This is a genomic window from Telluria sp. ZT3P39, from assembly GCF_059685935.1.
On the sequence record NZ_JCASIH010000002.1, the window covers coordinates 255748 to 281231 of the forward strand.

Sequence of the window (25484 nt, forward strand, 5' to 3'; positions counted from 1 at the left end):
CGTTGGCTGGGGTTGATGAGAAGGGTGCACGTGAAGGGAACTACCGCGATTCCAATGGAGCATGGCCGCCTGGTCGACCTGCTCTCGTGTGCCGACGAGTTGATCCACATACCCGGATCCATCCAGCCCCACGGCGCCCTGCTCTTCTTCACCCCCGGCGGCAGCCTCGAAGGCTGGAGTGCGAACGCCGCCACGCTGCTGGGCATCGAACCGCAGCTCGGCATGGCATATGCAGCGCTGCACCTGCCCGCCGCCGCGGTCGAACTGCTGGACGAATTCGCCGGGCCGCAGGATGACGAGATCGCCCCTTCGGTGACCCCGGTGTCCATCGGCGGCCTTGACTTCGACTGCATCGTCCACGCCGCCTATGGCCGCCTGATCGCCGAATTCGAACGGCGCGACGTTCCATCCGACGAGGTCGCGCTGTTTGCCGTCAAGGCGCACGGTTCGATCGACCGCCTGCGCCGCCAGAAGACCATCGACGGCCTACTGGGCAGCGCGGTGCAGCAGGTACGCGAATTCACCGGTTTCGACCGCGTCATGGCCTACCGTTTCCGCGCCGACGAGAGCGGCGACGTGGTCGCCGAAAGCCGCCGCGACGATCTGGTGCCCTATCTCGGGCAGCGCTACCCGGCCTCGGACATCCCGGTGCAGGCGCGCCGCCTCTACCTGCTCAATACCCTGCGCATCATCGTCGACACCGACTACGGCGCCGTGCCGATGCTGGGCGAACCGGATGCTGCGCCGCTGGACATGAGCCATGCGGTGCTGCGCAGCGTCTCGCCGATCCACATCGAATACCTGAAGAACATGGGCGTGGGCGCCTCGATGAGCGTCTCGATCGTGATCAACGGCCGCCTGTGGGGGCTGATCGCCTGCCACCACATGTCGTCCAAGCTGGTTCCCTATGCGATCCGCATGTCGGCCGACGTCCTGGCCCAGGTGATGGCCTCGACCATCCACAGCATCGAAGCGCGCCTGCAGTCCGAACAGGTGGAAAGCTCGTCCACGACCCGCACCGCCCTGATCGAAGACCTGCTGCTCGACGAAGAACCGCTCGACGTGCTGGGGCGCCATGCGCAGGCATTGATGGATTCTTCCGCCGCCCAGGGCCTGGTCGCGAGCCAGTACGGCAAGCTGCTGGTGCGCGGCGACCTCCCGGCCGGCCTTGCCGAAGCGATCATCGCTTCGCTCCCGGAGAGCGGACACGACCTCGTAACGCGCGAATCGCTCGACGACTGGCCATCGAACATGCATGCGCAGCTGGGCAAATGGGTCGGCATGCTGGCCCTGCCCTTCGAGCCGGCGGCCGGCGGCTGGCTGGTGATCCTGCGGGTCGAACAGATCGAGCAGGTGGCCTGGGGCGGCCGGCCGGAGAAAACCGCCGAAACCGGTCCGCTGGGCCCGCGCCTGACCCCGCGCGGCTCCTTCGACGCCTGGCACGAGACCGTGCGCGGCATGGCGACCGGATGGGAACAGACCGTGCTGGCCAATGCCAGGCTGACCCTGGCCGAACTGGTGCGCGTGATGAATGCGCGCCGCGCCCAGACCGAGGCAACCCGCGCCCAGCTGCTGGCCATGCTGGGGCACGACCTGCGCGACCCGCTCCATTCGATCAACATGGCCGGCATGGTGCTCGAGAAGGGCAACAGCCAGCCCACGCTGGGACGGCGCATCCAGTCCTCGACCAACCGCATGCAGAAAATGATCGGCCAGGTGCTCGACATGAGCCGCATCGACGGCGGCATCGGCCTGGGCGCCGCGCCGGAACCGGTGGACCTGGGCGCCCTGGTCGAAGACCTGATCGACGAGGCGCGCATGGCCTATCCGGACATCGCCTTCGAGCTCGAATCCGCTGCCCCCGCGACCGTGAATGCCGACAGCGGGCGCCTCGCCCAGGTGCTGTCGAATTTGCTGAGCAATGCGCGCCACCATGGCGAGTTGGGCAAGAAGGTAGGAGTGCGCGTATTCACGTCCGGCAGCGAAGCCGTGGTCGAGGTCAGCAACGCCGGCGCCCCGATCGCGCCGGAAGTCGCCGCGACCCTGTTCAACCCCTTCAAGCGCGCCTCGCTGCACAACCCGCGCAACCGCACCGGCATGGGCCTGGGCCTGTACATCGCGCAGCAGATCGTGCGCGAGCACCAGGGCGAGCTGGCGTACCGGCACGAGGATGGGCAGGTGGTGTTTGCGTTGCGGCTGCCGCTGCGGACATAGGTTTACCGTAGGGTGGGCGGGGTCATTTCGGGCAATGCCCGGAATGACGAACGCCCGCGCGTTCAAATAACGGTTGCGTACCAGATTCGCGTTTCAATCGGCGTGTGTCGGTTGAACGCGCGGGCGGCGAAGCCGCCCACCCTACCGGTTATCCCATATCCAACGCACCCTACCCCCCTGCCTTGCGCACCAATGCCACCAGCACCGGCAAATGCCAGGCCCCACCCGGTGCCACCAGCCGGCACTGGCCGCTGGTGCTCGACGCCGTGTGCACGAAGCGCTTGCCGTCCCACACCCATTCGTCCAGCGAGCGGCAGTCGCCCAGGCCGCGCCCCTTGTGCGAGGCGCTGATCACGCCGTCCAGGTAGCTGGTTCCCTGCGTGGTCACCAGCACCGGCGCATAGGGCGGCGCGGCGTTCGCCACCCAGTAGCCCGAGCCCACGTTGTACGCGCCCATCCAGCAGCGCGCCGACACCAGCAGCTTGTCGTGCGACAGGCGCACCGCCGCCAGCTGGTTGCCGCCCTTGGCCACATCGGCCAGGTCTTCGCATTCGGCGCCGCCAGGTGCGGACTGCAACTCGCCCAGCAGCAGGCGCACCTGCTCGCGCGGCAGCTTGCGCGGCGTGGCCGGCGGCACCGGGGCCGCCTCGACGACGGGAGCGCCCAGGGGCGGCGGCACCAGCGCCTCCGGCCTGGTTCCCTTGCGCACCAGCGCGCCCGGGGTCCCGAGCCGGCCCTGGAGTTCATCCATCTTGAGCAGCACCGCGGCCGCGCCCTTGCCGGAGACGGCCCAGTGCATGCCCCCGCCCTCCCAGTCGAGCGTGGCCTTGCCCGCCAGCGCCGCCACCAGGGCGTCGGTCTGCTTGCGGTTCAGGTCCGCGATCATGGTGTCGCGGTCGACCGCCACGGTGCCGACCACGCGCCCGTTGATGCGCATGGTGAGCAGGTTCGATTTCGACAGCCGGGCCGCGGTTTCGTCTTCGCCGAAGGTGCCGACCTGGAAGCGCGCCGTCACCAGGACGCCCGGCCCGGCCTTGCGCACCAGCAGCACCGAGGCCGCGGCCGGCTCGCCCTCTTCCGCGTGGTAGCCGGCCGCGTAGCAGGTACGGGTGTTGTCGCAGGCCAGTTCCCAGTCGAGGTGCTCGTACCTGGCCTGCAGCGGCGCCGCGGCAAGCGCCGTCCCGGCAAGGAGGCTGGCCGGCAGCGTAGCGGCGGCGGCGGCCTGGATGTAGCGGCGGAAGGTGGCCATGTTTGCTCCAGCATTGACAACGTATAGCAATTAACGCGGACGAATGCCCTTACGTTAATGTAGAGCCGCATGGTAGTCTAATAAAAGTTCCGGCTAACCCTTTGCGCATGACCCTAATCAAGTTTATTGAAATCATGGCGATCCTGGTGGGCGCTTTTTCCGGCTTCATCGAAGCCCGGCGCAAGCGCATGGACCTGGTGGGGGTATTCACGGTGGCCTTCATCACCGCCTTCGGCGGCGGCACCCTGCGCGACATCCTGTTGGACAAGCGCCCGCTGTTCTGGGTCACGCACCAGGAATACGCGATCCTGATCTTCGTGCTGGCCCTGGTCGCCTCGCCCCTGATCCGCACCCTGCGCCAGATGGTGTCCGAACGCCTGATCGTGATCGCCGACGCGGTCGGGCTGGGGCTGTTCTCGATTGCCGGGGTGTCGGCGGCGCTGGACGCCAACATGCCGATCTTCATCGCCTCGATGATGGGGGTGATCACCGGGATCTTCGGCGGGGTCTTGCGCGACATCGTCTGCAACGAGGTGCCGATGGTGTTCCGCGACGGCAAACCGTATGCGATCTGCGCCTTCCTGGGCAACTGGCTGTTCCTCCTGATGGGCAAATACGGCGTCGGCCACGATTTTGCCCTGTGGTCGAGCGCCCTGTTCATCAGCGGCCTGCGCCTGATTACCTGGAAGTTCGACCTTCGGATGGGGCGCTAGGCTGCCGGCGCGACGACCCGCGTGGCCAGCAGCCGCGCCAGCGCCTTGCGCAGCACTTCCTGGGTGTACGGCTTGGCCAGCACGCTGATGTGCAAGTCCTTGAGCCGCTCCGGCGCAATGACATAGCCGCTGGCAAGCAGCACCGGCAGGTCGGGACGGCGGGCGCGCACTTCGCGGGCCAGGTCGATGCCGTCCATCGCACCCGGCATCAGCACGTCGGAAAACATCAGGTCGAACTGCCCCAGCGGCATGGCCAGGGCCTGTTCGGCGTCGCAGGCCAGTTGCGCCGCGCATCCGAGGTTGCCAAGGATGGCGATGGTGGCCTGGGCCACTTCCGGATCGTCTTCGACATACAGCACCCGCGTACCCGAGAGCATCTGCACACCCTGGACCGGATCCACGCCGGCAGGCCCGGGAGCCGCCTCCTGCAGGCTGCGCGGCAGCAGGATCGACACCGCGGTTCCCTGCGGCGAGGTATCGATCCAGGCCATGCCGCCGGACTGGCGGGCGAATCCATACACCTGGCTCAGGCCCAGGCCGGTGCCCGAGCCGACCGGCTTGGTCGTGAAGAAGGGGTCGAAAGCCTGTTGCTCGACTTCCGGCGCCATGCCCGGGCCGGAGTCCTTCACGGTAATCCAGACGAAGTCGCCTTCGAGCTCGCCCATGCCGGCCATGTCCGGGGATGGCAGCACCAGGTTGCGCGCCCGGATCTGGACCGACCCGCCGCGCGGCATGGCGTCCTTGGCGTTGACGGTCAGGTTCAGCAGCGCCACCTCGAGCTGGGTCGGATCGGTATCGGCCAGCCATAGCCCGGGCGCGATGTCCAGGCTCAGCGGGATCTGTTCGCGCAGCGATTGCTGCAGCAGGCCGGCCACGTCGCCCAGCTGCTTCGCGATATCCAGCGCCCCGGAAGCGAGCGCCTGGCGCCGGCCGAAGGCCAGCAGCTGGTGGGTCAGCTTGGCGCCGCGGGCGGCAGCGCGCTGGATTGCATGCAGCGAGCGCTGGAAGGCTTCGCTGCCGGGCTCCACCAGCGGAAGCAGCGTGGCCGAGCCCTGCACCACCTGCAGCAGGTTGTTGAAGTCATGCGCCACACCGCCGGTCAGGCGGCCGATGGCCTCGAGCTTGCGCGATTCGTTGAGCGCGCTTTCCACCCGCTTGCGCGACTCGACTTCCGATACCAGCTGGGTGGTGCGCTCCAGCACCCGCTGCTCGAGCAAGGTCGCGGCCGCCGACAACGTGGCCATCTGGTCGCGCACGGTGAATTGCCAGGCCCGCGCCCGGCAGGCGGAGTCGAAGGACGCACGCAGCAGGTTCGGCGCGGTCGGACGGTGCAAGATGGTGAGGTTGGCGAACTGGCGCAGGAAATCCCATTGCACGCCGGAGCCGCCCCGCGCGGCCTCGGCGCTCATGACGATCAGCGGCAGGTCGGACCAGGCCGGCTGTCCCTGCAAGGCCTCCACCAGGGGCGCGGCGAAGGCTTCGAGCACCTCTTCGGTCAGCACCAGGAGGGTCAGGTCGCCGTCGCGCACCGAGTCCGCAACCTGGCCGGGGCAGGCGCAGCTGCGCACAGTGGCGCCCCACTCCTGGAACAGGCGCGCCAGCGCGGGCGTGTCGTGGCCGAACGGTGCGCAGACGGCGACGTTGATGGGCCAGTCGGCCTTGCGCGGATCAGTCATACCCGCCCTCGGGCCGTGCCGGCGCATTCTGAATCATGCTCGGCACGCCGGTGAGCACGCCCACCAGGCCGCCGAGCTGGTCGCCGACCGCCACGCCCTTGTTGGTCAGCGAGAACTCGCGGATGGTGGTTTCGTGCTGTCCGGGACGCTTCTTGAGCACCGAGATGGCTTTGCGCACCGAACCGTCGGCCTCGAAGAAGCGCAGCAGGACCACGGTATCGCTGAGGAAGCCGACGTCAAGCGGGTCGTGCACGTTGTCCAGCAGGCCGGACTGGCCGACGATCAGGATGGTGAGCACGCCCTTGTTCGACAGGTAGCTGAGCAATTCGTGCATCTGCAGCAGCAGCGAGGTTTCCTCGTGCATGGTTTCGAGGTAGGAATTGACGCTGTCGATCACCACCACCGCGGCGTTGTGGTCTTCGACCTGGCGCCGCACCTTCCAGATGAATTCGCCCGGCGAAATGCGCGAGGGATTGATGCGCTCCCAGTAGATGCGGCCGTCCTCGATCGCACTGGATGCCCGCATCGACAGGCCGATGGCCCGGTCGAGCAGGGTTTCGCGGGTTTCGTCGAAAGCGAAATAGGCAACATGTTCGCCTTCCTCGGCCGCCACGTTGGCATACTGCAGCGCCAGCGAAGACTTGCCCACACCGGTCGGCCCCAGGATCATGACCGAAGTGCCGCGCGCCAGCCCGCCCCCCAGCATGTCGTCAAGGGCGGGAATCCGGCTCGCGACCGTGCCGCGCAAATGCTGCTTCGGATGCTCGTCCGCGATCAGGCTGGGGAAGACATAGACTTCACGCGCGGTGATCGCAAAGTCGTGCCAGCCGCTCTGGAAATCGGCGCCACGCATCTTGACCACCCGCAGGCGGCGCCGCGCGGCCCCGAATTCGCGCTCGCGCTGCTCGAGCGTGATAACGCCGTGCACGGTGCCCTGCAGATCGTACTGGCGCGGCTCGTCGGTGAGATCGTCCATCAGCATGGTCGTGCATTGCTGCTTGAGCAGGAAATGCTTGAGCGCGACGATCTGGCGCCGGTAGCGCATCGGATCGTTGGCCACCATGCGCAGCTCGGACATCGAGTCGATCACGACCCGATGCGGCGCCACCGCGCCGATTGCGCTCGTGATCAGGTCGATCGTCTGGCTCAGCTCGGCTTCGGTGGGAAACAGCACGCTTTGCTGCTGGTTGAGCTGCACTTCGGCCGGCACGACTTCGCGCAGTTCGATGCCGTCGAGCGACCAGCCATGGCTGGCGGCAGTCGCGCGCAGCTCGGCGACCGACTCGGACATCGAAACGTATACGCCGCGCTCGCCCTTCTCCGCGCCGTCGATGAGGAAACGCAGACCGATGGTCGTCTTGCCGGAGCCAGGCCGGCCCTCGACGAGATGGATGCGCTGTTTGGGCAATCCGCCGCGCAAGACCAGGTCCAGCTCAGGAATGCCGGTAAGAATTTTCTCGATATCGCTCATGTGCTCTCTCTGCCAAAAATTGAAGGAGCGATCGTTAGATGCTGTTTATAGTATGTTTTACACAACTTATATAGACATCATAACGTAGCGGCGAGCGAATTCTCAGTCGTGAATTCCTTACATGAACGACGGACTGGGCCTACGTGACTCGGCAGTATGGCTGACAGGAAACAGGCTCAGACGGCGTCGGCGCCGGTCTCGCCGGTGCGGATCCGGATCACCTGTTCGACGTTCTGCACGAAGATCTTGCCGTCGCCGATCTTGCCGGTGCGCGCGGCCTTGATGATGGCGTCGACCACGCCTTCGGCCATGGCGTCGTCCACCACCACTTCGATCTTGACCTTCGGCAGGAAGTCGACCACGTATTCGGCGCCGCGGTAGAGCTCGGTATGGCCCTTCTGGCGGCCGAAGCCCTTTACCTCGGTCACGGTCAGGCCGGTGACGTTGACGTCGGCCAGCGCCTCGCGCACTTCATCCAGTTTGAACGGCTTGATCACGCAGGTAATCTGTTTCATGGTGGTCCTTGTGTTAGTCGGGAATATTGTTCAGGTCATCCATCCAGACGGTGGCTTCGGAATCGGACGGGGCGCGCCAGTCGCCGCGCGGCGACAGCGAGCCGCCATTGCCTACTTTTGGGCCGTTCGGCACGCAGGAGCGCTTGAACTGGCTGGTCTTGAAGAAGCGCCACAGGAAGATGCCCAGGTTCTTCTTGATCTCGGCGAGCGCGTATTGGTTGCGCGACGATGCCGCGCTCGGCCACCTGCCCTGATCCCGGTCATGCCAGGCCGACCAGGACAGGAAGGCGACCTTGCTCGGCTTGAAGCCGAAGCGCAGGATGTAATACAGGTTGAAGTCCTGCAGCTCGTAGGGGCCGATGACGTCCTGGGTGGACTGCGCCGGCCTGGCGTCAATGGCGCCGCCGGGCACCAGTTCGGGACTGATCTCCGTGTCCAGAATCTTGAGCAGGACCTCGGCGCCGTTCTCCACCACCGCGCCGGTCTCGGCCACCCAGCGCACCAGGTAGGAGATCAGGGTCTTGGGCACGCTGGCGTTGACGTTGTAGTGCGACATGTGGTCGCCCACGCCATAGGTGCACCAGCCCAGCGCCAGCTCGGACAGGTCGCCGGTGCCGATCACGATGGCATTGTGGAAGTTCGCCAGCCGGAACAAATGGTTGGTACGCTCGCCCGCCTGCACGTTCTCGAAGGTGATGTCGTAGTCCGCCTTGCCCTCGCTGTAGGGGTGGCCGAGGTCCTTGAGCATCTGGATGCAGCTCGGGCGGATGTCGATCAGCTGCGCGCTGCAGCCGACTACCGCCATCAGGTCGTGGGCCTGCTGGAGGGTGCGCTCGCTGGTGGCGAAGCCCGGCATGGTATAGGCCAGGATGTTCGTGCGCGGCAGCCCGAGGCGGTCCATGGCGCGGGCGCAGACCAGCAGCGCATGGGTCGAATCCAGGCCGCCCGAGACGCCGATCACCACCTTCTTGATGCCGCTGCTGGACAGGCGCTGGACCAGGGCCTGCACCTGGATGTTGTACACCTCCGTGCAGCGCTCGTCGCGGCGCGCCTGGTCGGCCGGCACGTAAGGGAAGCGCTCGACGGCGCGCGCGAGCGGCATGTCCTGCTGCAGCGGCAGCTCGAGCGTGAACTGCACGAGCCGGAATTTCGCTACCTCGTCGGCATGGCGGCGCACCGACTGCGCGAAGGTCGTGGCGTGCATGCGCTCGTTCGACAGGCGATCGAGGTCGACGTCGGCGAAGATCATGTGCGAGTCGTCGGAAAAGCGTTCGGATTCGGCCAGCAAATCGCCCTTCTCGTAGATCAGCGACTGGCCGTCCCAGGCCATGTCGGTGGTCGATTCGCCGCGCCCGGCGGAGGTGTACAGGTAGGCCGCCAGGCAGCGCGCCGACTGCTGGCTCACCAGTTGGTGGCGGTAGCCGCTTTTTCCCACGACGACGTTCGAGGCCGACAGATTGACCAGCACCGTGGCGCCGGCCATGGCGGCAAACGAGGACGGCGGAATCGGCACCCAGACGTCTTCGCAGATCTCGACGTGGAACCGGAACAGCGGCAGGTTCTCGACCTCGAACAGCAGCGCCGGACCAAAAGGCACGCTTGCTCCGAACAGGTCGATCTGGTCGACGACGGCACAATCGGCCGCACTGAACTGCCGGGATTCGTAAAACTCGCCATAATTGGGCAGGAAACTCTTGGGCACCACACCCAGCACGCGGCCGCCGGCCACGACCACCGCGCAATTGAAGAGCTGGTGGTTGACCTTGAGCGGCAGGCCGACGACCAGCGCCAGCGGCAGCGCCCTCGAGGCTTCGATGACCTTCTTCAGACCATCGAGGCAGGCGTCGAGCAGTGCGCGCTGGTGGAACAGATCGTCGCAGCTGTAGGCGGACAACCCGAGCTCGGGAAAGGCCGCCAGCACGGCGCCTTCATCGGCTGCCTGCCGCGCGAGCGCGAGGGTCTGTTCGACGTTGAAGGCCGGATCGGCGATGCGGCAGCGCGGGATGGCCACGGCGACGCGGGCAAAGTGGTGCGTATAGAGGTTGAAGAATCGCTGGGTCATGGTGGGGTCTTTCGCGTGCCGGCAGGCAGGGGGCCGCCCCCTGCTCCCTGCCTGCAGGGTCGCAATCTATCCATTCGTTTTGCTACGGAAGTCATTTTGAATTATCGCACGCATATCGCTTCTTCTCTGCCCGAGCTGGGGCAAGCCCGGTGGGACGCACTGGTGGCCGCGCAGGACAATGCCAACCCCTTCCTGTCGTATGCCTTCCTGCATGCGCTGCATGCCTCCGGCAGCGCCGCGCCGGAGACCGGCTGGCAGCCGCAGTACATCGCGCTGTTCGACGGCGACGAACTGGCGGCCGCCCTGCCCCTGTACGTCAAGGACCACTCCTACGGCGAATACGTGTTCGACTGGGCCTGGGCCGATGCCTATCAGCGGCACGGGCTGGATTACTATCCGAAGCTGCTCTGCGCAATCCCGTTCACGCCGGTGGCCGGGCCGCGCCTGCTGGCGGTTGACGATGCCGCGCGCGCCGCGCTGATCGAGGTGCTGGTGGCGACCCAGCGCGCGACGGAAGTCTCGTCCACCCACATCCTGTTCCCGCCCGAGGCGCATGCGCGCCAGCTGCAGCAGGCCGGCTTCATGCTGCGCAGCGGGGTGCAGTTCCACTGGCTGAACCAGGGCTATGCGAGTTTCGACGAATTTTTGGCGACGCTGGAGCAGAAAAAACGCAAGAACATCCGCGCCGAGCGGCGCAAGGTTCGCGAAGCCGGCGTCACCATGCGCCGGGTGCGCGGCCGCGATGCGCAGGACGCCGACTGGGTGCTGTTCAACCGCTGCTACCGCCATACCTACCAGGCGCACCACTCCACGCCTTATCTCAACCTGGACTTCTTCCGGCGCATCGGCGAGACCATGCCGGACAATATTTTGCTGGTGATCGCCGAGCGCGATGGGCGCGACATCGCGGCCTCGCTGGTGATCCACAACGAGACCACGCTGTTCGGGCGCTATTGGGGCGAGCTGGAACACGTTCCCTGTCTGCATTTCGAGGCGGCCTATTACCAGCCGCTCGAGTTCTGCATCGAGCAAGGGATTCAGGCGTTCGAGGGCGGGGCCCAGGGCGAGCACAAGATGGCGCGCGGCTTCCTGCCGACGCGCACCTGGTCGGCGCACTGGCTGGCGCATCCGGCGTTTGCGGATGCGATCGAGCGTTTTTTGGAGAGGGAGAGCGGCGGGATCGACGATTACATGGATGAACTGAACGAGCGCAACCCGTTCCGGGCCGCTAGCTAGCGAGCCGGTCCAGCGCAGCCTGTAACTGGCCTGCGGGCAGGACGTAGCGGCCATAGGGCACGCCGCGGATCGGATCGAGGTCGCGGTCGCAGGTGAACCCCAGGTTGCTGTACAGGCGCAGCGCCGAGGCCATGATGGGGCTCGTGTGCAGGCCGACTGCCGGCGCTTCGTCACGGATCGCGCAGCGCAGGCAGGCAGCGACCAGCTGGCCGCCGATGCCTAGTCCGCGATGGGCCGGATCGACCACCAGCATGCGGATCACTGACCAGTCTTCCGGGAAGATCGCGCTGCGGGGCCGGCCCGGGCCGACGTGCACGATCGCACCCACGACCTGACCATCCAGCTCGGCCACCAGCAGGTCGGCCTGGGCGGCGAGGTCGGCCATCCGCTTGATGCCTTCGCTGAAGGCGGTCCAGTCGTCGTAGGCGTGTTCGTACTGTGCGAAGGCGGCCAGCGCCACGTGGTTGACGCCGTCGCGGTCGGCGCCCTGGTAGCTGCGGATGAGAATGTTCATCGCTCAAGTATAAAGCGGTTCTTGCCTGGATAAACGAACGGCCGGGTTCGCTTGACGCGGACCCGGCCCTGCTTGAATCAGCCGCGCCTGGAATGGCGGCGACCGTGTTTTACTTCCAGCCGCCTGCGTTTGCGCGGAACTCGACGTGGAAAGGCTTGGCAAGTTCAGCCTGCTTGCGCAGGACGTTCAGGGCGCGGCCGTTGGCGGCGGCCACCAGCGCGCGGATGGCGGTGTTCAGGAAATTCTTCATGTGCGACTCCTTGTTTGCCCTGCCGGGAACAGCACGGCGGACGGTGGTGATGCGATCGCGACTGCGATGCGATACCACCGTTATATAGGCGAGTCGGCCCAATTTCCAATTCCCATTCGCAATACCAGACATCAGCTTGATGAATGTTATTCGAGTTGCCTCCCCAGCCAGGAGCATATTCCGTCCAAGGAGCGAAATTCGGTAACGGAACGGCAAGCGATGTGCGGGTGGCGCGCCTGCAACATGCGCGACAGGGCGGCGCCCGGGCCGAGTTCTAGCGCGACCGTCACGCCGGCCTCGACCAACGCATCCATGCACTCCTTCCAGCGGATCGGCTCCGCCAGCTGGCGTGCCAGGTGATCGACAGCTCGTCCGGCATCCTGCAGCGGCTCGGCCGAGATGCCGGACAGGACCGGGAAGGCCGGCGCCGACCAGCGCTGGGCCTGCAGCAGCGCCCTGAAGGGTGCCACCGCGCCCTGCATCAGCGGCGTGTGCGAGGCGACTTCGACCGGCAGCACGGTCGCCCGGCCGCCCAGCGCGACGGCTGCTTCACACAGCGCCTCGCGCGCCCCGGCCGGGCCGCCGGCCACCAGCGTGTCTTCGCCGGTCACGATGGCGGCATGAAAGCCGAAGCGCCGCAGCAGCGCGTCGACGCTGCCGTCCGGCATGGCGGACAGCGCAACCATGCCCTGGGGCGGTCCGCTGGCCATGCACGCATCCATCAACTGCGCGCGCTCGAGCGCCAGCTTGACGGTCTCAAACGGATCGAGCGCACCGGCCACGCCCCAGGCGGCCAGCTCGCCGATGCTGTAGCCGGCAACCAGCGCCGGCTGTGGCAAGGACTTGCCCAGCGCGGCCCACATGGCGAGGGTGGCGGCCACGATCGATGGCTGGGCCACACGGTTGGCGAAACGATCCGGGCCGTCGAGGGAGGCGAGCAGCAGCGCCGCCAGCGCCGGATCGTCGAAGCACTGTTCCAGCAGGCGGCTTGCTTGCGGATCGGTGCGCGCCATGTCGAACATGGCGGGATGCTGGGCGCCCTGGCCCGGACACAGGATGGCGAGCCGGCCGCTCATGCGCACGCACGCCCTGCGCACACGGCGTGCAGCAGGCAGGCGGCGCCCAGCAGGTCGGCCGCGCCGCCGGGCGACAGGCGTGCGGCCACAAAACTGCGATGGCAGCCTAGCGCGCGCGCTTCCCAGTCCGGTGCCGCGGTGCCGCCCCGCGCAACGAAGGCGCGTGCCTGGCGCCGCACCACCGAGGCGCCTTCGATGCCGCCACGGTGGTAGACGTTGGTGTCGCTGATGTGGGCCATCAGGGCGAACAGCGCATCGACGCGCGCCCGGCGCATGCCGCGCCCGGCGCCAAGGGTGCGCAGCAGCGCCGGCAGGCCGACCTGGAACACCGAAGGGAAGCCGCGTGCGCCCTCCTCGCGCGCGCCGCTGGCGGCGTAGCGCAGCAAGGCCTCGGCGCCATGCGATGGCGTGCCGGTGCCGGTGCCCGTATCGCCGCTGTGGGCGCCGAGCGCCTGGCCCCAGCTCGCCAGCAGCGTGGACTGGATCGCCGCGGGTTCGAGCGCACTACCGTTGGCATGGCAGCGGCCGATGGCGGCGCACAACATGCCCAGGCAAAAGATCGCGCCGCGGTGGGTGTTGATGCCCTTTGTGGCGCGCAGCATGCGCTGCTCGGCCTCGATGCCCATGCGTTTGAGCACGTGGAAAGGCGCGTCCCGCATGCCGGCCTGGGTGATGTGCAGGAAGTAGCGGCGCAGCGCGAACATGCTGCGCATGAAGGTGGCGGCCGTCATGTCGTCGTGGCTGCCGTTGTCGACCAGCGATACCAGGCCCGGTTTCGGGTAGAGGGCCAGTTCGGCATACAGGCTGCGCACCGCCAGGCGCGCGACCTGCCGGCAAAAGCTTCGTTCATGGACGATGGCAGATACCGGCGCGCGGCTTGCCAGGCTCGAAGCATTGCTCAATTCAGCCATGCCTGCTCCTCCAGCGTCGCCAGCAGTTCGCCAGGCGCCACCAGCGCCACCCGCTCCAGGCCTTTCGCCAGCACCCGCGTGCCCGGCGTGCTGGCGAATGCGGCGCCCAGCTCTTTCCAGGCCACGGCGCGCCCGTCGGGAAAGACGATTTCGCCGTCCAGCGGCAGGCTGGCTGCATAGCGGGCCAGCAGGGCCAGCCCTTGCGCCAGTTGCGCGCGGTTGAGGGGCCGCAGCAGCAGGTCGATATCCGATGTGGGCGTGACATAGACCTGGCCGGTGAGCGCTTCCAGCGCGACCGAACCGTAGACGGCCAGGCCCAGGCCGGCGTCGGCGGCTTCGCGTTCGAGCGCAGCGACGCCTTCGCGCCAAGCGGCCGGCACCGCATCGAGGGCGCCGACCAGGGCCAGGGCGCGGGAACGGCGCTGGATGTCGGCCAGCTCGACCCGGCAGCCGACCCGCAGCTTGCCGCCATCGGGTCGGGGCGGCATGGCAAAGCCGATCGCCAGCTCGCCGGACGCGAGACCGGTTTCCGCGCGCCGCACGGTGGCCGGCCAACCGGCATCCCGCCAGGCGTCGAGCGCGCCGAGGGCGTCAGGTGGTGCGCCGGCGCGCGCCCGCTCCCAGCCGCGGCTGGTCAGCCAGACCAGGTCATGCCGGGCGAACATCGCCGCCCGTCCGGACCGCCTGCGCGACCGGCTGCGCGAGCATGCGGCCACCGCGCTCGAAGCCCAGCGCCATGCGCGCGTCGTCCGCACCGCATTCGCGCAGCGCGCGCGCCAGTTCGCCGGCCAGGTCGTGTTCCCAGATGCCGTGCAGGCCGCCCATGCGCAGGTAATTCTCGGGACCGGGCGCGAACACCGGATTGTCCCTGGCCAGTTCGGTGAGGCGTTCTTCGGGTACCTTGGTGATGCGCGCCATGGCCGGCAGGCCCATCACGCGGATGGTCGCCTGCGGCAGCGCATAGCAGGCGCTGGCGATCAGGCCGCTGGTGATGAAGCCGCCCGACAGCGCCTGGTCGTACACCAGGCCGATCACGGTATGCCCGCGGCGCCTTGCCAGGTCGACGCATTTGCCGAGATGGGCCATGTAGCTGTTGATGCCCAACATTTCGTCGCGGTGGCGCAGGCGCTGGCCCTGGGTATCGACCAGGATCAGGATCGGCCGCCCGGGGTGGTCCTGCACGGTTTTCAGGATGGCCTGGGCCTGGGCCAGCGCAATTTCGATGCCGATCGGGACGTGGCCGGTGGTGCCGATCACATCGACCGCCTGGGACTCGACCTGGGCGGTCCCACTCAGGAAGTTGTCGCGCTCGGCGATGGTATGACCGCCCGGGAACAGCTGCGTCGTCAAAGTCTGCCAGTCCATCATTGTTCTCCGATATGCAGGCCAGCACGGTGCCGGTTGGCGAGCTTCATGAAGGCGTCGGCCTCGAGCATCGGCACGCCGGCCGGATCGGGTATGCCGAGCCCCTTCCACACGTCCATCGGCTCGACCAGGCCTTCGGTTTGCGCCAGGCGACGGGCCAGCATGGCTTGTTCGAGCAACAGGCCGTCCAGCGTCAGCTGCGCGCCGCCGGCGCGCACGTCCGCGATCGCCTGCAGCGCGGCGGCGCGGAAGGCCGCCGTGTCATCCGGCACCAGCACCTGGCAGTCGCCCAGCAGGTAGCGGTGCTTGCCGCCGGTGGTGCGCCAGACCAGGGCGCGGTCGCGCGAATCGAATTCTTCGACGCCGTTGGCCGTCTCGATGACCTCGGGGCCGGACATGGCCAGCCGCCCTTCTTCGGACATGATGACGCTGTTGGCGCAGCGCGCCGAGATGCCCATGCCGCCGAAGCAGCCGTTCGAGCCACCGATGACGGCGATCACGGGAATGCCGGCCTCGCGCGCGTCGAGCATGGCGCGCATCACTTCGGATACCGCGATCAGGCCGGCATTGGCTTCGTGCAGGCGTACCCCGCCCGACTCGAGCAGCAGCAGCACCGCGTGGGCGTGTTCATCGACCGCACGGCGCAGCATGCCGACCAGCTTGGCGCCATGGACTTCACCTACCGCGCCGCCCATGAATCCGCCTTCCTGGGCCGCACCGAACACAACCTGCCCGCCCAATAAGCCACGCCCTACCACCACGCCGTCGTCGAACGAGACCGGGGCATCGAGCTGGGCCAGGTGCGGGCTGACCACGCGGCTGCTTGGCGGCAGGAATTCCTCGAAGCTGGCGGGGTCGAACATGGCGGGGATGCGCTGGCGCGCGGTCAGTTCCAGGTAGCTGCTCATGGCGCGCCTCCGGTAAGCGATTCGACCGCCTGGTCCAGGCGCAGGCTGACCACGGCCGGCGTGGCGCCCATGTCGTTGATGCAGATGCGCGCGTCGGCCAGGCCCCAGCGCTCATGGAAGTCGGCCATGACTGCCTGCCAGGTGGCGCCGAAGCCCACGGCGGCGGTGCGCACTTCGATCTCGCAGGCGCCGCTCAGTTGCGCCGGCTCGATCAGCACCTCTAAATTGCCCGAGCCGACCACGCCGACCAGTTGCGCCATGCCACTAAGGGAGCGTGCGCCCTGCTCGAATCGGAATTGAAGCGTTTCCATGGTTTGTCCTTACCAGTTCCTGAAGCGCTTGGGCGGCTCGTACAGGCCGCCCGATGCACGCACCAGGCCTTTCATGTTCTTGGCGGCCAGCAGGTCGCGGGTTGCCAGGCGCTTGTCGATGCCGAGGTCTTCGGCGCGCTGGATGATGCCGCGGTCGCGCAGGTTCTCCACCATGCGCTTGTCGCGCGCCATGCCCACCGGGGTGTAGCCGGCCACGCCGCGGATGGCCTGCTCGCGTTCTTCGTCGCTGCGGCACAGCAGCAGATTGGCGATGCCCTCTTCGGTCAGGATGTGGGTCACGTCGTCGCCATAGATCATCACCGGCGGAATCGCCATGCCGGTCTGCTCGGCCAGCTGCCAGGCGTCCAGACGCTCGACGAAAGCCGGCGCCATGTGCTCGCGGAAGGTCTCGACCATCTGTACCACCAGCTTCTGCCCGCGCGGGATGGTGTTGCGACCGGCGCGCGCCTGCTGGCCGGCCTTGAGCCAGGCCGCGCTCGGGTGGCGCCGGCCGCGCGCATCCGCCCCCATGTTCGGCGCCCCGCCGAAGCCCGAGATGCGGCCCAGGGTCGCTGTGGACGAATTGCCCTGCAAGTCGATCTGCAGGGTCGAGCCGATGAACATGTCGCAGGCATAGTGCCCGGCCGCCTGGGAAAACGCGCGGTTGCTGCGCATCGAGCCATCCGGGCCGACGAAGAAGACGTCGGGCCGCGCGCGGATGTAGTTTTCCATGCCCAGCTCGGAGCCGAAGGAATGCACCGATTCGACGAAACCCGCTTCGATCGCGGGAATCAGCGCCGGGTGCGGGTTCAGGGCCCAGTGGCGCGCAATTTTCCCTTTCAAGCCCAGATCAGCCGCATAAGTGGGCAGCAGCAACTCGATCGCCGCGGTATCGAAGCCGATGCCGTGGTTCAGGCGCTCGACCTGGTATTCGGCATAGATGCCCTTGATCGCCATCATCGCCATGAGCACCTGTATCTCGGAGATCTGGGCCGGATCGCGCGTGAACAGCGGCTCGATGTAATACGGCGTGGGCGACTGCACCACGTACTCGACCCAGCCCGAGGGAATGTCGACCCGCGGCAGCTTGTCGACGATCTTGTTCACCTGCGCGATCACGATGCCGCTCTTGAAGGCGGTGGCTTCGACGATGGCCGGGGTGTCCTCGGTATTCGGGCCGGTGTAGAGGTTGCCCTCGCGGTCGGCCATCTCGGCCGCGACCAGCGCCACGCGCGGCGTCAGGTCGACGAAATAGCGGGCGAACAATTCCAGGTAGGTGTGGATCGCCCCGATGTTGAGCTTGCCGGAACTGGCCAGTTTGGCCAGGCGTGCGGCCTGCGGCCCGGAGAAGGAGAAGTCCAGGCGCGAGCCGATGCCCTTCTCGAACACATCGAGGTGCTCGGGCAGCGACAGCACCGAGAGCAGCATGTGCAGGTTGTTGATGCGGCCCGGGTCGAGCCGCGTGAGCGCCTTGCCGAGGAAGTCGGCCTGCTTCTGGTTGTTCCCTTCCAGGCAGACGCGGTCGCCCGGCTCGAGCACCTGGTGCAGCAGCTCGACGATGTGCGAGGACGCGACGATCTTGCCGTCCAGCGCCTCGCCCAGGGCCGCCCGGACCCGTCCCAGGCGGTCGCTGCGGTTGCTTTGCTGGCTGGTCCAGCGGCCTTCAGCATGGTTCATTGTGGTTCCCGAAAAGTGATGGCGCCAGCTGATCAGAACACCACGAACAGCACCCAGACGACGACCGGGGCGACCAGGGTCACGATACCGCCATAAATCATCAGCTGGCGCAGGAATACGTCGCGGTCCACGTGCTGGGCGCTGGCCAGCACCAGCGCGCCATTGGTCGAGAACGGGCTGACGTCGACGATGGTCGAGGCCACCGCCATGGCGGCGATGAAGCCGATCGGGTCGACCCCGGTGCCCGAGGCGAGGAAAGGCACTGCCAGCGGGATCAGCGAGCCGAGCACGGCGGTGGACGAAGCAAAGGCCGACACGACCGCGCCCACGAACAGCAGCAGCAACGCGACGGTCAGCGGGGACGTGAGGCTGGCGACGCTGTCGCCGACCCAGGTGATGGTGCCCATCTTCTGCATCACGCCGACATAGGTGGACACGCCGACGATCAGCATGATTTCCGGCCAGGACACCTGGCCGATGGCGCGCTTTTGCACCTGCGGCGACAGGATCGAGATCAACAGGCCGATCGAGATGGCGACGAAGCCGATGTCGAGCTTGTACAACAGGGTCAGCACAGCCAGCGCGATCAGGCCCACCACCGTGACGATCTGGTGGAAGGTCGGGCCTTCGGCGGCCGCGGCGCCGCTGCCCCTGGCGCCTGCGGCCATGCCGCCGCCCATCGCGCCGCCCAGGGTACCGGCGGCGGCGCCCCCTGCCGCCGCGCCCATGGCGCCGCCTGCACCGCCCATGCTGCTCCCCATCGCACCGACCGCCTTGCCGGAGCCCTGCTGGGTGAGTTTTTCTTCGCTCGCCGCTTCGCTTTCGGCGTCGCCGTAGATCTGCGGCCCCTGCGCGGCCACCGCCACGTTCGTGCTGAAAGGCGCGCCAGGCAGGCCGAGGCCGGATTTGGGCACCTGCTGCTTCATCAGCTTCAGGCCGCCGAAGGCAAAGAACAGCAGCACCGAGACGGCCAGGTTCACGCCCAGGCTGGTGAAGGCCGTGGTCAGCGGGGAAATCGGCAGGCCGGCTTCGAGCACCACCTTGTTGGTGATGCCGCCATAGATGCTGATCGGCGAGAAGCCGCCGCCCTGGGCGCCGTGGATCACCATCAGGCCCATCATCAAGGGATTGATGTTGTACTTGGCGGCGAAGCCGAGTGCGATCGGGGCGATGATCGCCACCGCCGCAGGGCTGACCGCGCCCACCGACGTGAGCAGCGCGGTGATGGCGAACATCACCCAGGGAATGGCGGCAATGCGCCCGCCCACCGCGCGCACCGCCAGCCGTACGAGCCAGTCGATGGTGCCGTTGTTCTGGGCCTGGGCGAACAGGAAGGTGATGCCGACCAGGGTCAGGAACAGCTCGGCCGGGAAGCCGGCCATGATGGCCTTGGCTTGCATGCCGGCGACGACCGTGCCGACCAGGAAAGCCCCGACAAAGGCGATGACACCCATATTGATGGGCAGGGCGGTGGCCAGGACGAACATCAGGGCCAGCACGCAGATTGCAATCATGTGAGAGGACACGGCAGTGCTCCTTCAACGCGCGGATCCGGCTCCAACCGTCACCGCTGGTGATACGTCTCCAAATCATCCCCGGTGCCATACGCCACGGAACAGGCTGGCGAAGGTCGGGCATGCACTTTTGTTATGCTATTTTGTGACGTAAAGGTAGCCTTGAATGCTGCCGGGATCAATTAGGCTTAAGGGCCAACGTTTACTTTCAGCGGAACTATTCAAGTTAAATGTAAACCATAGCCTGGCCGGGGACGACGTACCGGATTTGCAATTGTAGGGTGAGCGTTCAACTTACGGACGCGCTGTGGCAACGCTGTTTTCGCTGAACGCGCGGTCGGCGGAGCCGACCACCCTACGCTGCCTCGTGCTTGAGCATCCGGCACACCGCCGCCAGCGCCAGCAGATTCGGATCGCGCTCGCGCACGCGCAGGAAGGACAGGCCGATGCTCTGGCGCATGCGGTAGTCGTGTTTCAACGGGATGAGCTGGACCTTGTCGCCGAAGGCATGGCGCACCCGGCCCGGCAGCAGGGTGTAGCCGATGCCCGCCCCGACCAGGTTCATCAGCGAGAAGATGTCGCCCACCCGGGTCACGATGGTGGGCGCGAAGCCGGCGATGCGGAAGGCTTCCTGGAATCCGCTGAAGGTGACGAAGCCGTCGCGCAGGCAGACGAATTTCTCGGCGGCGCAGTCGCGCAGGTCGACTTCATCCAGCCCGGCGTAGGGCGAGCCCGCCGGCGCCGCAAAGAATACTTCGTCTTCGAACAGCGCGATCGATTCGACGTCCGGATCGGACTCGGGCAAGGCGATGAGTGCGGCGTCGACCGCGTTCTGCCTGAGCTTGTGCAGCAGTTCGTCGTTCGAGCCCAGCACCAGCTCGGTCTCGAGTTCGGGTTTGCGCAGCTTGATGCCGATGAGGACCTTGGGGATCACGCCGGTGGTGAGCGAATACAGCGAACCGATTCGCAGGTGGTCGGCCGAATAGCCGGCCGCCGAGCGGGTGGCGGCAATCCCGTCGGCCATCAACCGGATCACGTCGCGGCTGACATCGGCCAGCACCTGCGCCGCTTCGTTCGGGATCAGGTTGCGGCCTTGCAGGCTGAACAGCTGGCAGCTCATTGCGTCTTCCAGCGAATGCAGGGCCCGGTGCACGCTCACCGCGCTGATGTCGAGCAAACGCGCGGCGGCGTTCAGGTTGCCGCCTTCCATGTAGGCGAGCAGCACTTCAAGCTTGCGGAAGGTGATGTCGTCGCTGATCCGGCTGCGCATGGATGCCTCGTGAGTAGATGCGGTAAGTGAACAGGCGCCGCACTAGGCGTGCGCGCCCTTGCCCTGCACGAACAGATCCGGATGGCTCTCCGCGCACTCGCGCAGCAAATCCCACACCACCTTGACCCGGCGCAGCCGGTACAGGTCGGTCGGCGCCGCCAGCCAGAACGAGCGCTCGGCCTGGAAGCCGGGCAGCACCCGCACCAGCCGGCCGTTTTCCGGCACTGCATAGGGCGGCGCCATCATCAGGCCCATGCCGAGCGAGGCGGCCTCGAGTTGCGCGGTCATGCCCGAGCAGCACATGCGGCGGCGCGGCGTGAAGCCCAGCTCGTTCAGGTAGGAGAGCTCGCGGCTGGCCAGGCGGTCCTGCACGTAGTCGACGAAGTCGTGGCCGGCGAGATCCGCCTGGGTGCGGATCGGCTTGTGCTTGGCCAGGTAGATCGGCGAGGCGTACAGGTAGAAGTGGAAGGAGGCCAGCCGGGTCACCATGTAGCGGCCGGTGGTGGGCGCGTCCATCATGACGCCGAGGTCGGCCTCGCGGTTGGCCAGGTTGGCGAAGCTGGGCAGCGCCAGCAGGTCGATCGACAGGTCGGGATTCTGCTCGAGCAGCCTGGCCAGCAGCGGCGCCACCACCCGCACCCCGAACACTTCCGGCACCCCGAGCCGGACCACGCCGTGGGCCGCGACTTCGGCGCCGCCGATCTGCTCGGCCGCGGCCAGGGCGGCGCCTTCCATCGCCTCGGCATGCGGAAGCAGCGCCTGCCCCACCTCGGTCAGCTCATAGCCTTCGCGCGAGCGGTCGAACAAGGTCGTCTCGAGCTGGGACTCGAGCCGGTCGATGCGGCGCGCCACCGTGGTGTGCTCCACTTCCAGCCGGCGCGAGGCCCCGGACAAGGTGCCGGCGCGCGCCAGCTCCAGGAAGAAACGCAGGTCGGTCCACTCGGGCAGCGTATTCATTGGGTCACTTGTTCGATATCAAGATCTCATATTGTGCACCAGTGCACATTCCCCCTGCAATCATTTGTCGCATCGATCCTGCCACCGCGCATAAAACGTGCGTGGCCTGCCGCCGCCGCCGCTGTCCGCCCCAAGGATGCACGGCGCATGCATGCACAGCAATGGTGAGGAGCCCTGTGCATTTTTGCACAAAGGGGTGGGCGATTGATGACTATCTAACCAAACTCAACCGAGGCACACTGCTCGGCATGCGACAACCTGAACGCATGCCGCTATCAAAAATTAGGAGACATCGATGCGTCTGACCAAGAACAAAATGAAGCTGCTGAACCCTGCCATTCAATCCGCGATCGCGGTACTCGTCCTGTCGGGCGGTGCCACGGTCCACGCCCAGGAAACCGGTGGCGCCGCGCCGGTGGCCAATGCCGGCGAAGCCGTGAACAAGGTGGTCGTGACTGCCCGCCGCCGCGAAGAAACCCTGCAGGACGTGCCGGTCTCGGTCACCGCCTTCAGCGCCGACCAGCTCGCGAAAGTGGCGACGCCGGACATCACCGCACTGGCAACCTCCCTGCCGAACACCACCCTGAAGGCGTCGCGCGCCACCAATTCGACCCTGACCGCCTTCATCCGCGGCGTCGGCCAGGCCGATCCGCTGGCCGGCTTCGAGGCAGGCGTCGGCATCTACATCGACGACATCTACCTGGCGCGTCCGCAGGCCGCCGTGGCCGACATCTACGACGTCGAGCGCATCGAAGTGCTGCGCGGGCCGCAGGGCACGCTGTACGGCCGCAACACCATCGGCGGCGCCGTCAAGTACGTCACCCGCAAGCTGGCCCCGCAAACCGATGCCCGCCTGCGCGCCACCATCGGCCAGTACGGCCAGAAGGAAATCGTCGCCACCGCCAGCACGCCGGTGTCGGAAACCGCCCGCATCGGCGGCACCTTCGCCCGCTTCAAGCGCGACGGCTTCGGCAAGAACCTGACCACCGGCGGCGACAACTACGACAAGGACGTCACCGCGGCCCGCCTGTCGGCCGAATTCACGCCGACCCCGGACCTGTTCATCCGCATCGCCGGCGACGCCACCCAGGACGATTCGAGCCCGAAGAACGGCCACCGCCTGATCGTCGGCCGCACCAGCGCCGCGCCGATCCTGGGCAATGTCTTCGACACCCGCGCCAACCTGATGCAGGCGCTCGGCCAGGACCAGGAAGTCAAGGCGCACGGCGTCTCGGCCACCGTCGAATACACCATCAATAACGCGTGGTCGATCAAGTCGATCACCGCTGCGCGCAAGGACAAGTCGTACGCGCCGATCGACTTCGATTCGCTGGGCGTGACCGACTTCCACGTGCCGGCCCTGTACACCAACAAGCAGTTCAGCCAGGAATTCAACCTGACCTATACGGGCGACCGTTTGCAGGGCGTGGCCGGCATCTACTACATCGATGCCAACGCCTTCAACAAGTTCGACACCATCCTGGCCGGCGCCGTCCCGACCTCGACCTTCACCAGCGGCGACGTCGACACCAAGGCCTGGGCCATCTATGCCGACGGCAGCTACAGTATCACCGACGCCCTGAGCCTGTCCCTGGGCGGCCGCTACACCGTCGACCAGCGCGACGCGGAAGTGCTGCGCCAGATCTACTTTGGCGCCGGCGGCACGCCAGGCCTGGGCAATGCCGGCGCGGTGCTGTTCCGCACCGATACCGACCTGCGTGGCGGTGTCCTGAGCCGCAAGGACAAGAAGTTCACCCCGCGCATCGCCCTGAACTACAAGTTCAACCAGGACCACAACGTCTACGCGTCGTATTCGGAAGGCTTCAAGGGCGGCGGTTTCGATCCGCGCCTGAACGTGGTCGGCACCCGTATCCCGCTGGCCGTGGCGCGCGCCGGCTATTCGCCGGAAACCATCGAGACCTATGAGCTGGGCCTGAAATCCGCCTTCAACGGCGGGCGCATCACCACCAACGCCGCGGTGTTCTACAGCGACTACCAGGACGTGCAGATCCCGGGTTCGGTGGCGATCGACACCAACGGCGACGGCAAGGACGACAGCTTCGCCGGCGTGACCACGAATGCCGGCAAGGCCAAGATCAAGGGCCTGGAGCTGGAAGCGGTGGCGAACATCAGCTCGAACTTCATGGTCGCCGGCATGTACAGCTACATCGATGCCGAGTACAAGGAATACTTCGCGGCCGGCGTGAACGTGGCCGGCGCGCGCAAGTTCCAGAACACGCCGAAGAACTCGGCCAACCTGCGCGCCAACTACGACATCCCGATGCCGATCATGGGCCGGGACGGCAAGCTCTCGCTGATCGGCAGCGCCTCGCACAAGGGCGCCACCGCCCAGTTCGAGACCGCGTCGCTGATCGACCAGGAATCGTACAAGCTGTATGACGCCTCCATCGTCTGGACCCGGCTCGATGGCAAGGTCCGCGTCGGCCTGCACGGCAAGAACCTGAGCGACAAGCACTACAAGACCGGCGGCTACCTGTTCCCGACCCTGGGCAACGAAGGCACCCTGACCGCGTTCTACGGCAACCCGCGCCAGGTTTCGGCCACGCTGGACTACCGCTTCTAAGCTCTCCGTTTCACCAGGCAGCACCGCCTGGCTGGCGCCTTTTCTCCGGAAAAGACGCCGGCCGGGCCGGTTGCGGCCTGTTTTTTACCTGAACCACCGCATCTTGACCGACTCACAGGATAAGCCAGCGTGTCCACCTTCACACCAATCAGCTACACCAGCAGCGACGGGCTGGCGCTGTACGCGCGCGATTATCCGGCCGCGAAAGGGCCTGCGCACCTGCCGGTCATCTGCATCCACGGCCTGACCCGCAATTCGGCCGATTTCGACGAACTGGCCCCCGAGCTGGCTGCCATGGGCCGCCGCGTGATCGCCGTCGACGTGCGCGGCCGCGGCAATTCGGCGCGCGACCCCAACCCGGACAACTACAACCCGGTGGTCTATGCCGGCGACATCGTCAAGCTGATGAACGACCTCGGGATCGCCCGCGGGGTGTTCGTCGGCACCTCGATGGGCGGCCTGATCACCATGACCCTGGCGGCGCGCCACCTCGACCTGATCGCGGCCGCCATCATCAACGACATCGGTCCCGTCATGTCGCTGCGCGGCCTGGCCCGCATCGCGGGCTATGCGGGCCGCTGCGGCACGCTCGCATCGTGGGACGATGCCGCTGCCTACCTGCGCGACATCAATGCCTGCGCCTTCCCCGCCAACAGCGACGCCGAATGGGGCAAATGGGCGCGCCGCGCGTTTGAACAGAAGGATGACGGACAGCTGGCCCTGCGTTACGATCCGAATATCGCCACGGCGATCCAGACGGGCAAGCTGCGCCCGACCTCGCTGGCGGCGCGCATGGCGTTCCGCCGCCTCGCACGGCGCCGCCCTACCCTCCTGGTGCGCGGTGCGCTGTCCGACCTGGTCGAACCCGAACAGGCCAGCTGGATGCGCAAGGCGGCCCCCGAATTGCAGTATGCCGAAGTACCCGATGTCGGCCATGCACCCATGCTCACCGAGCCTGCAGCGCTGGACGCCATCCGCCAATTCCTGGCCAAGGTACCCTGAGGAACACAG

The 25484-nt window shown here is 66.9% G+C and carries 22 protein-coding genes; 5 read left to right on the forward strand and 17 right to left on the reverse strand.

Features of this window, described 5'->3' with window-relative positions; genetic code table 11:
• The first annotated feature begins 30 nt into the window (after positions 1-30).
• Positions 31-2214: an ATP-binding protein gene (locus AC56LR_RS03405; RefSeq protein WP_497127451.1), complete on the forward strand. Its 2184-nt coding sequence runs from the start codon at positions 31-33 to the stop codon at positions 2212-2214.
• A 169-nt stretch (positions 2215-2383) separates the two neighbouring features.
• Here the strand turns inward: AC56LR_RS03405 and AC56LR_RS03410 are convergent, their stop codons facing one another.
• Complete coding sequence (locus AC56LR_RS03410) at positions 2384-3463, reverse strand: DUF1176 domain-containing protein (protein WP_497127454.1); 1080 nt, start codon at positions 3461-3463, stop codon at positions 2384-2386.
• A gap of 107 nt (positions 3464-3570) precedes the next feature.
• Here AC56LR_RS03410 and AC56LR_RS03415 point away from each other — a divergent pair, with 107 nt between their 5' ends.
• Positions 3571-4176, forward strand: a complete 606-nt coding sequence (locus AC56LR_RS03415) for a trimeric intracellular cation channel family protein (protein ID WP_171084133.1) — start codon at positions 3571-3573, stop codon at positions 4174-4176.
• Here the strand turns inward: AC56LR_RS03415 and AC56LR_RS03420 are convergent.
• From AC56LR_RS03420 to AC56LR_RS03435, 4 genes are all read right to left on the reverse strand, one after another.
• Complete coding sequence (locus AC56LR_RS03420) at positions 4173-5852, reverse strand: ATP-binding protein (RefSeq protein WP_497127458.1); 1680 nt, start codon at positions 5850-5852, stop codon at positions 4173-4175. The two genes, AC56LR_RS03415 and AC56LR_RS03420, sit on opposite strands and share 4 nt — an antisense overlap.
• Positions 5845-7323, reverse strand: coding sequence for an ATPase domain-containing protein (locus AC56LR_RS03425; protein ID WP_497127461.1), 1479 nt, complete (start codon positions 7321-7323; stop codon positions 5845-5847). Before AC56LR_RS03425 ends, AC56LR_RS03420 begins: the two co-directional genes overlap by 8 nt.
• Before the next feature lie 176 nt (positions 7324-7499).
• Positions 7500-7838, reverse strand: a complete 339-nt coding sequence (locus tag AC56LR_RS03430; RefSeq protein ID WP_091870925.1) for a P-II family nitrogen regulator — start codon at positions 7836-7838, stop codon at positions 7500-7502.
• 13 nt (positions 7839-7851) lie between these two features.
• Entirely contained in the window at positions 7852-9900 is a 2049-nt protein-coding gene (locus AC56LR_RS03435) for an NAD(+) synthase (protein ID WP_497127463.1), read from the reverse strand.
• A 96-nt stretch (positions 9901-9996) separates the two neighbouring features.
• Here AC56LR_RS03435 and AC56LR_RS03440 point away from each other — a divergent pair, with 96 nt between their 5' ends.
• Positions 9997-11136, forward strand: a complete 1140-nt coding sequence (locus AC56LR_RS03440; protein ID WP_497127465.1) for a GNAT family N-acetyltransferase — start codon at positions 9997-9999, stop codon at positions 11134-11136.
• Here AC56LR_RS03440 and AC56LR_RS03445 read toward each other — a convergent pair.
• The 12 genes from AC56LR_RS03445 to AC56LR_RS03500 all read right to left on the reverse strand — a co-directional run bounded on the left by AC56LR_RS03445 (position 11129) and on the right by AC56LR_RS03500 (position 21889).
• The gene (locus tag AC56LR_RS03445; RefSeq protein ID WP_497127467.1) at positions 11129-11650 is read right to left on the reverse strand and encodes a GNAT family N-acetyltransferase; all 522 of its coding nucleotides are present in this window, start codon (positions 11648-11650) and stop codon (positions 11129-11131) included. The two genes, AC56LR_RS03440 and AC56LR_RS03445, sit on opposite strands and share 8 nt — an antisense overlap.
• A 109-nt stretch (positions 11651-11759) precedes the next feature.
• Entirely contained in the window at positions 11760-11900 is a 141-nt protein-coding gene (locus AC56LR_RS03450) for a hypothetical protein (RefSeq protein WP_497127470.1), read from the reverse strand.
• Between the two features lie 146 nt (positions 11901-12046).
• Entirely contained in the window at positions 12047-12976 is a 930-nt protein-coding gene (locus tag AC56LR_RS03455; protein WP_497127472.1) for an ACP S-malonyltransferase, read from the reverse strand.
• Positions 12973-13887 carry a triphosphoribosyl-dephospho-CoA synthase MdcB gene (gene mdcB, locus AC56LR_RS03460; RefSeq protein ID WP_497127474.1) on the reverse strand — a complete coding sequence of 305 codons (915 nt, stop codon included), beginning with the start codon at positions 13885-13887 and terminating at the stop codon, positions 12973-12975. Before mdcB ends, AC56LR_RS03455 begins: the two co-directional genes overlap by 4 nt.
• Positions 13875-14552, reverse strand: coding sequence for a malonate decarboxylase holo-[acyl-carrier-protein] synthase (mdcG, locus tag AC56LR_RS03465; RefSeq protein ID WP_497127476.1), 678 nt, complete (start codon positions 14550-14552; stop codon positions 13875-13877). Before mdcG ends, mdcB begins: the two co-directional genes overlap by 13 nt.
• Positions 14536-15252, reverse strand: a complete 717-nt coding sequence (locus AC56LR_RS03470) for a biotin-independent malonate decarboxylase subunit gamma (protein ID WP_497127767.1) — start codon at positions 15250-15252, stop codon at positions 14536-14538. Before AC56LR_RS03470 ends, mdcG begins: the two co-directional genes overlap by 17 nt.
• A complete protein-coding gene (locus tag AC56LR_RS03475) occupies positions 15252-16160 on the reverse strand; it encodes a biotin-independent malonate decarboxylase subunit beta (protein WP_497127478.1) in 909 nt (302 codons plus the stop codon). The genes AC56LR_RS03470 and AC56LR_RS03475 overlap by 1 nt, the downstream gene beginning before the upstream one ends.
• Positions 16157-16471: a malonate decarboxylase acyl carrier protein gene (mdcC, locus tag AC56LR_RS03480; RefSeq protein WP_497127480.1), complete on the reverse strand. Its 315-nt coding sequence runs from the start codon at positions 16469-16471 to the stop codon at positions 16157-16159. The genes AC56LR_RS03475 and mdcC overlap by 4 nt, the downstream gene beginning before the upstream one ends.
• A gap of 9 nt (positions 16472-16480) precedes the next feature.
• Positions 16481-18148, reverse strand: a complete 1668-nt coding sequence (mdcA, locus tag AC56LR_RS03485; protein WP_497127482.1) for a malonate decarboxylase subunit alpha — start codon at positions 18146-18148, stop codon at positions 16481-16483.
• Between the two features lie 32 nt (positions 18149-18180).
• Positions 18181-19674 carry an SLC13 family permease gene (locus AC56LR_RS03490; RefSeq protein ID WP_497127484.1) on the reverse strand — a complete coding sequence of 498 codons (1494 nt, stop codon included), beginning with the start codon at positions 19672-19674 and terminating at the stop codon, positions 18181-18183.
• A gap of 343 nt (positions 19675-20017) precedes the next feature.
• Positions 20018-20932, reverse strand: coding sequence for a LysR family transcriptional regulator (locus tag AC56LR_RS03495; RefSeq protein ID WP_497127486.1), 915 nt, complete (start codon positions 20930-20932; stop codon positions 20018-20020).
• Between the two features lie 42 nt (positions 20933-20974).
• Complete coding sequence (locus AC56LR_RS03500; RefSeq protein ID WP_497127489.1) at positions 20975-21889, reverse strand: LysR family transcriptional regulator; 915 nt, start codon at positions 21887-21889, stop codon at positions 20975-20977.
• Positions 21890-22184: 295 nt separating this feature from the next.
• Here AC56LR_RS03500 and AC56LR_RS03505 point away from each other — a divergent pair, with 295 nt between their 5' ends.
• The gene (locus tag AC56LR_RS03505) at positions 22185-24473 is read left to right on the forward strand and encodes a TonB-dependent receptor (protein ID WP_497127491.1); all 2289 of its coding nucleotides are present in this window, start codon (positions 22185-22187) and stop codon (positions 24471-24473) included.
• A gap of 129 nt (positions 24474-24602) precedes the next feature.
• Positions 24603-25475 (forward strand): alpha/beta fold hydrolase, encoded by an 873-nt coding sequence (locus AC56LR_RS03510; protein ID WP_497127493.1) that lies wholly within the window; start codon positions 24603-24605, stop codon positions 25473-25475.
• Positions 25476-25484: the final 9 nt, after the last annotated feature.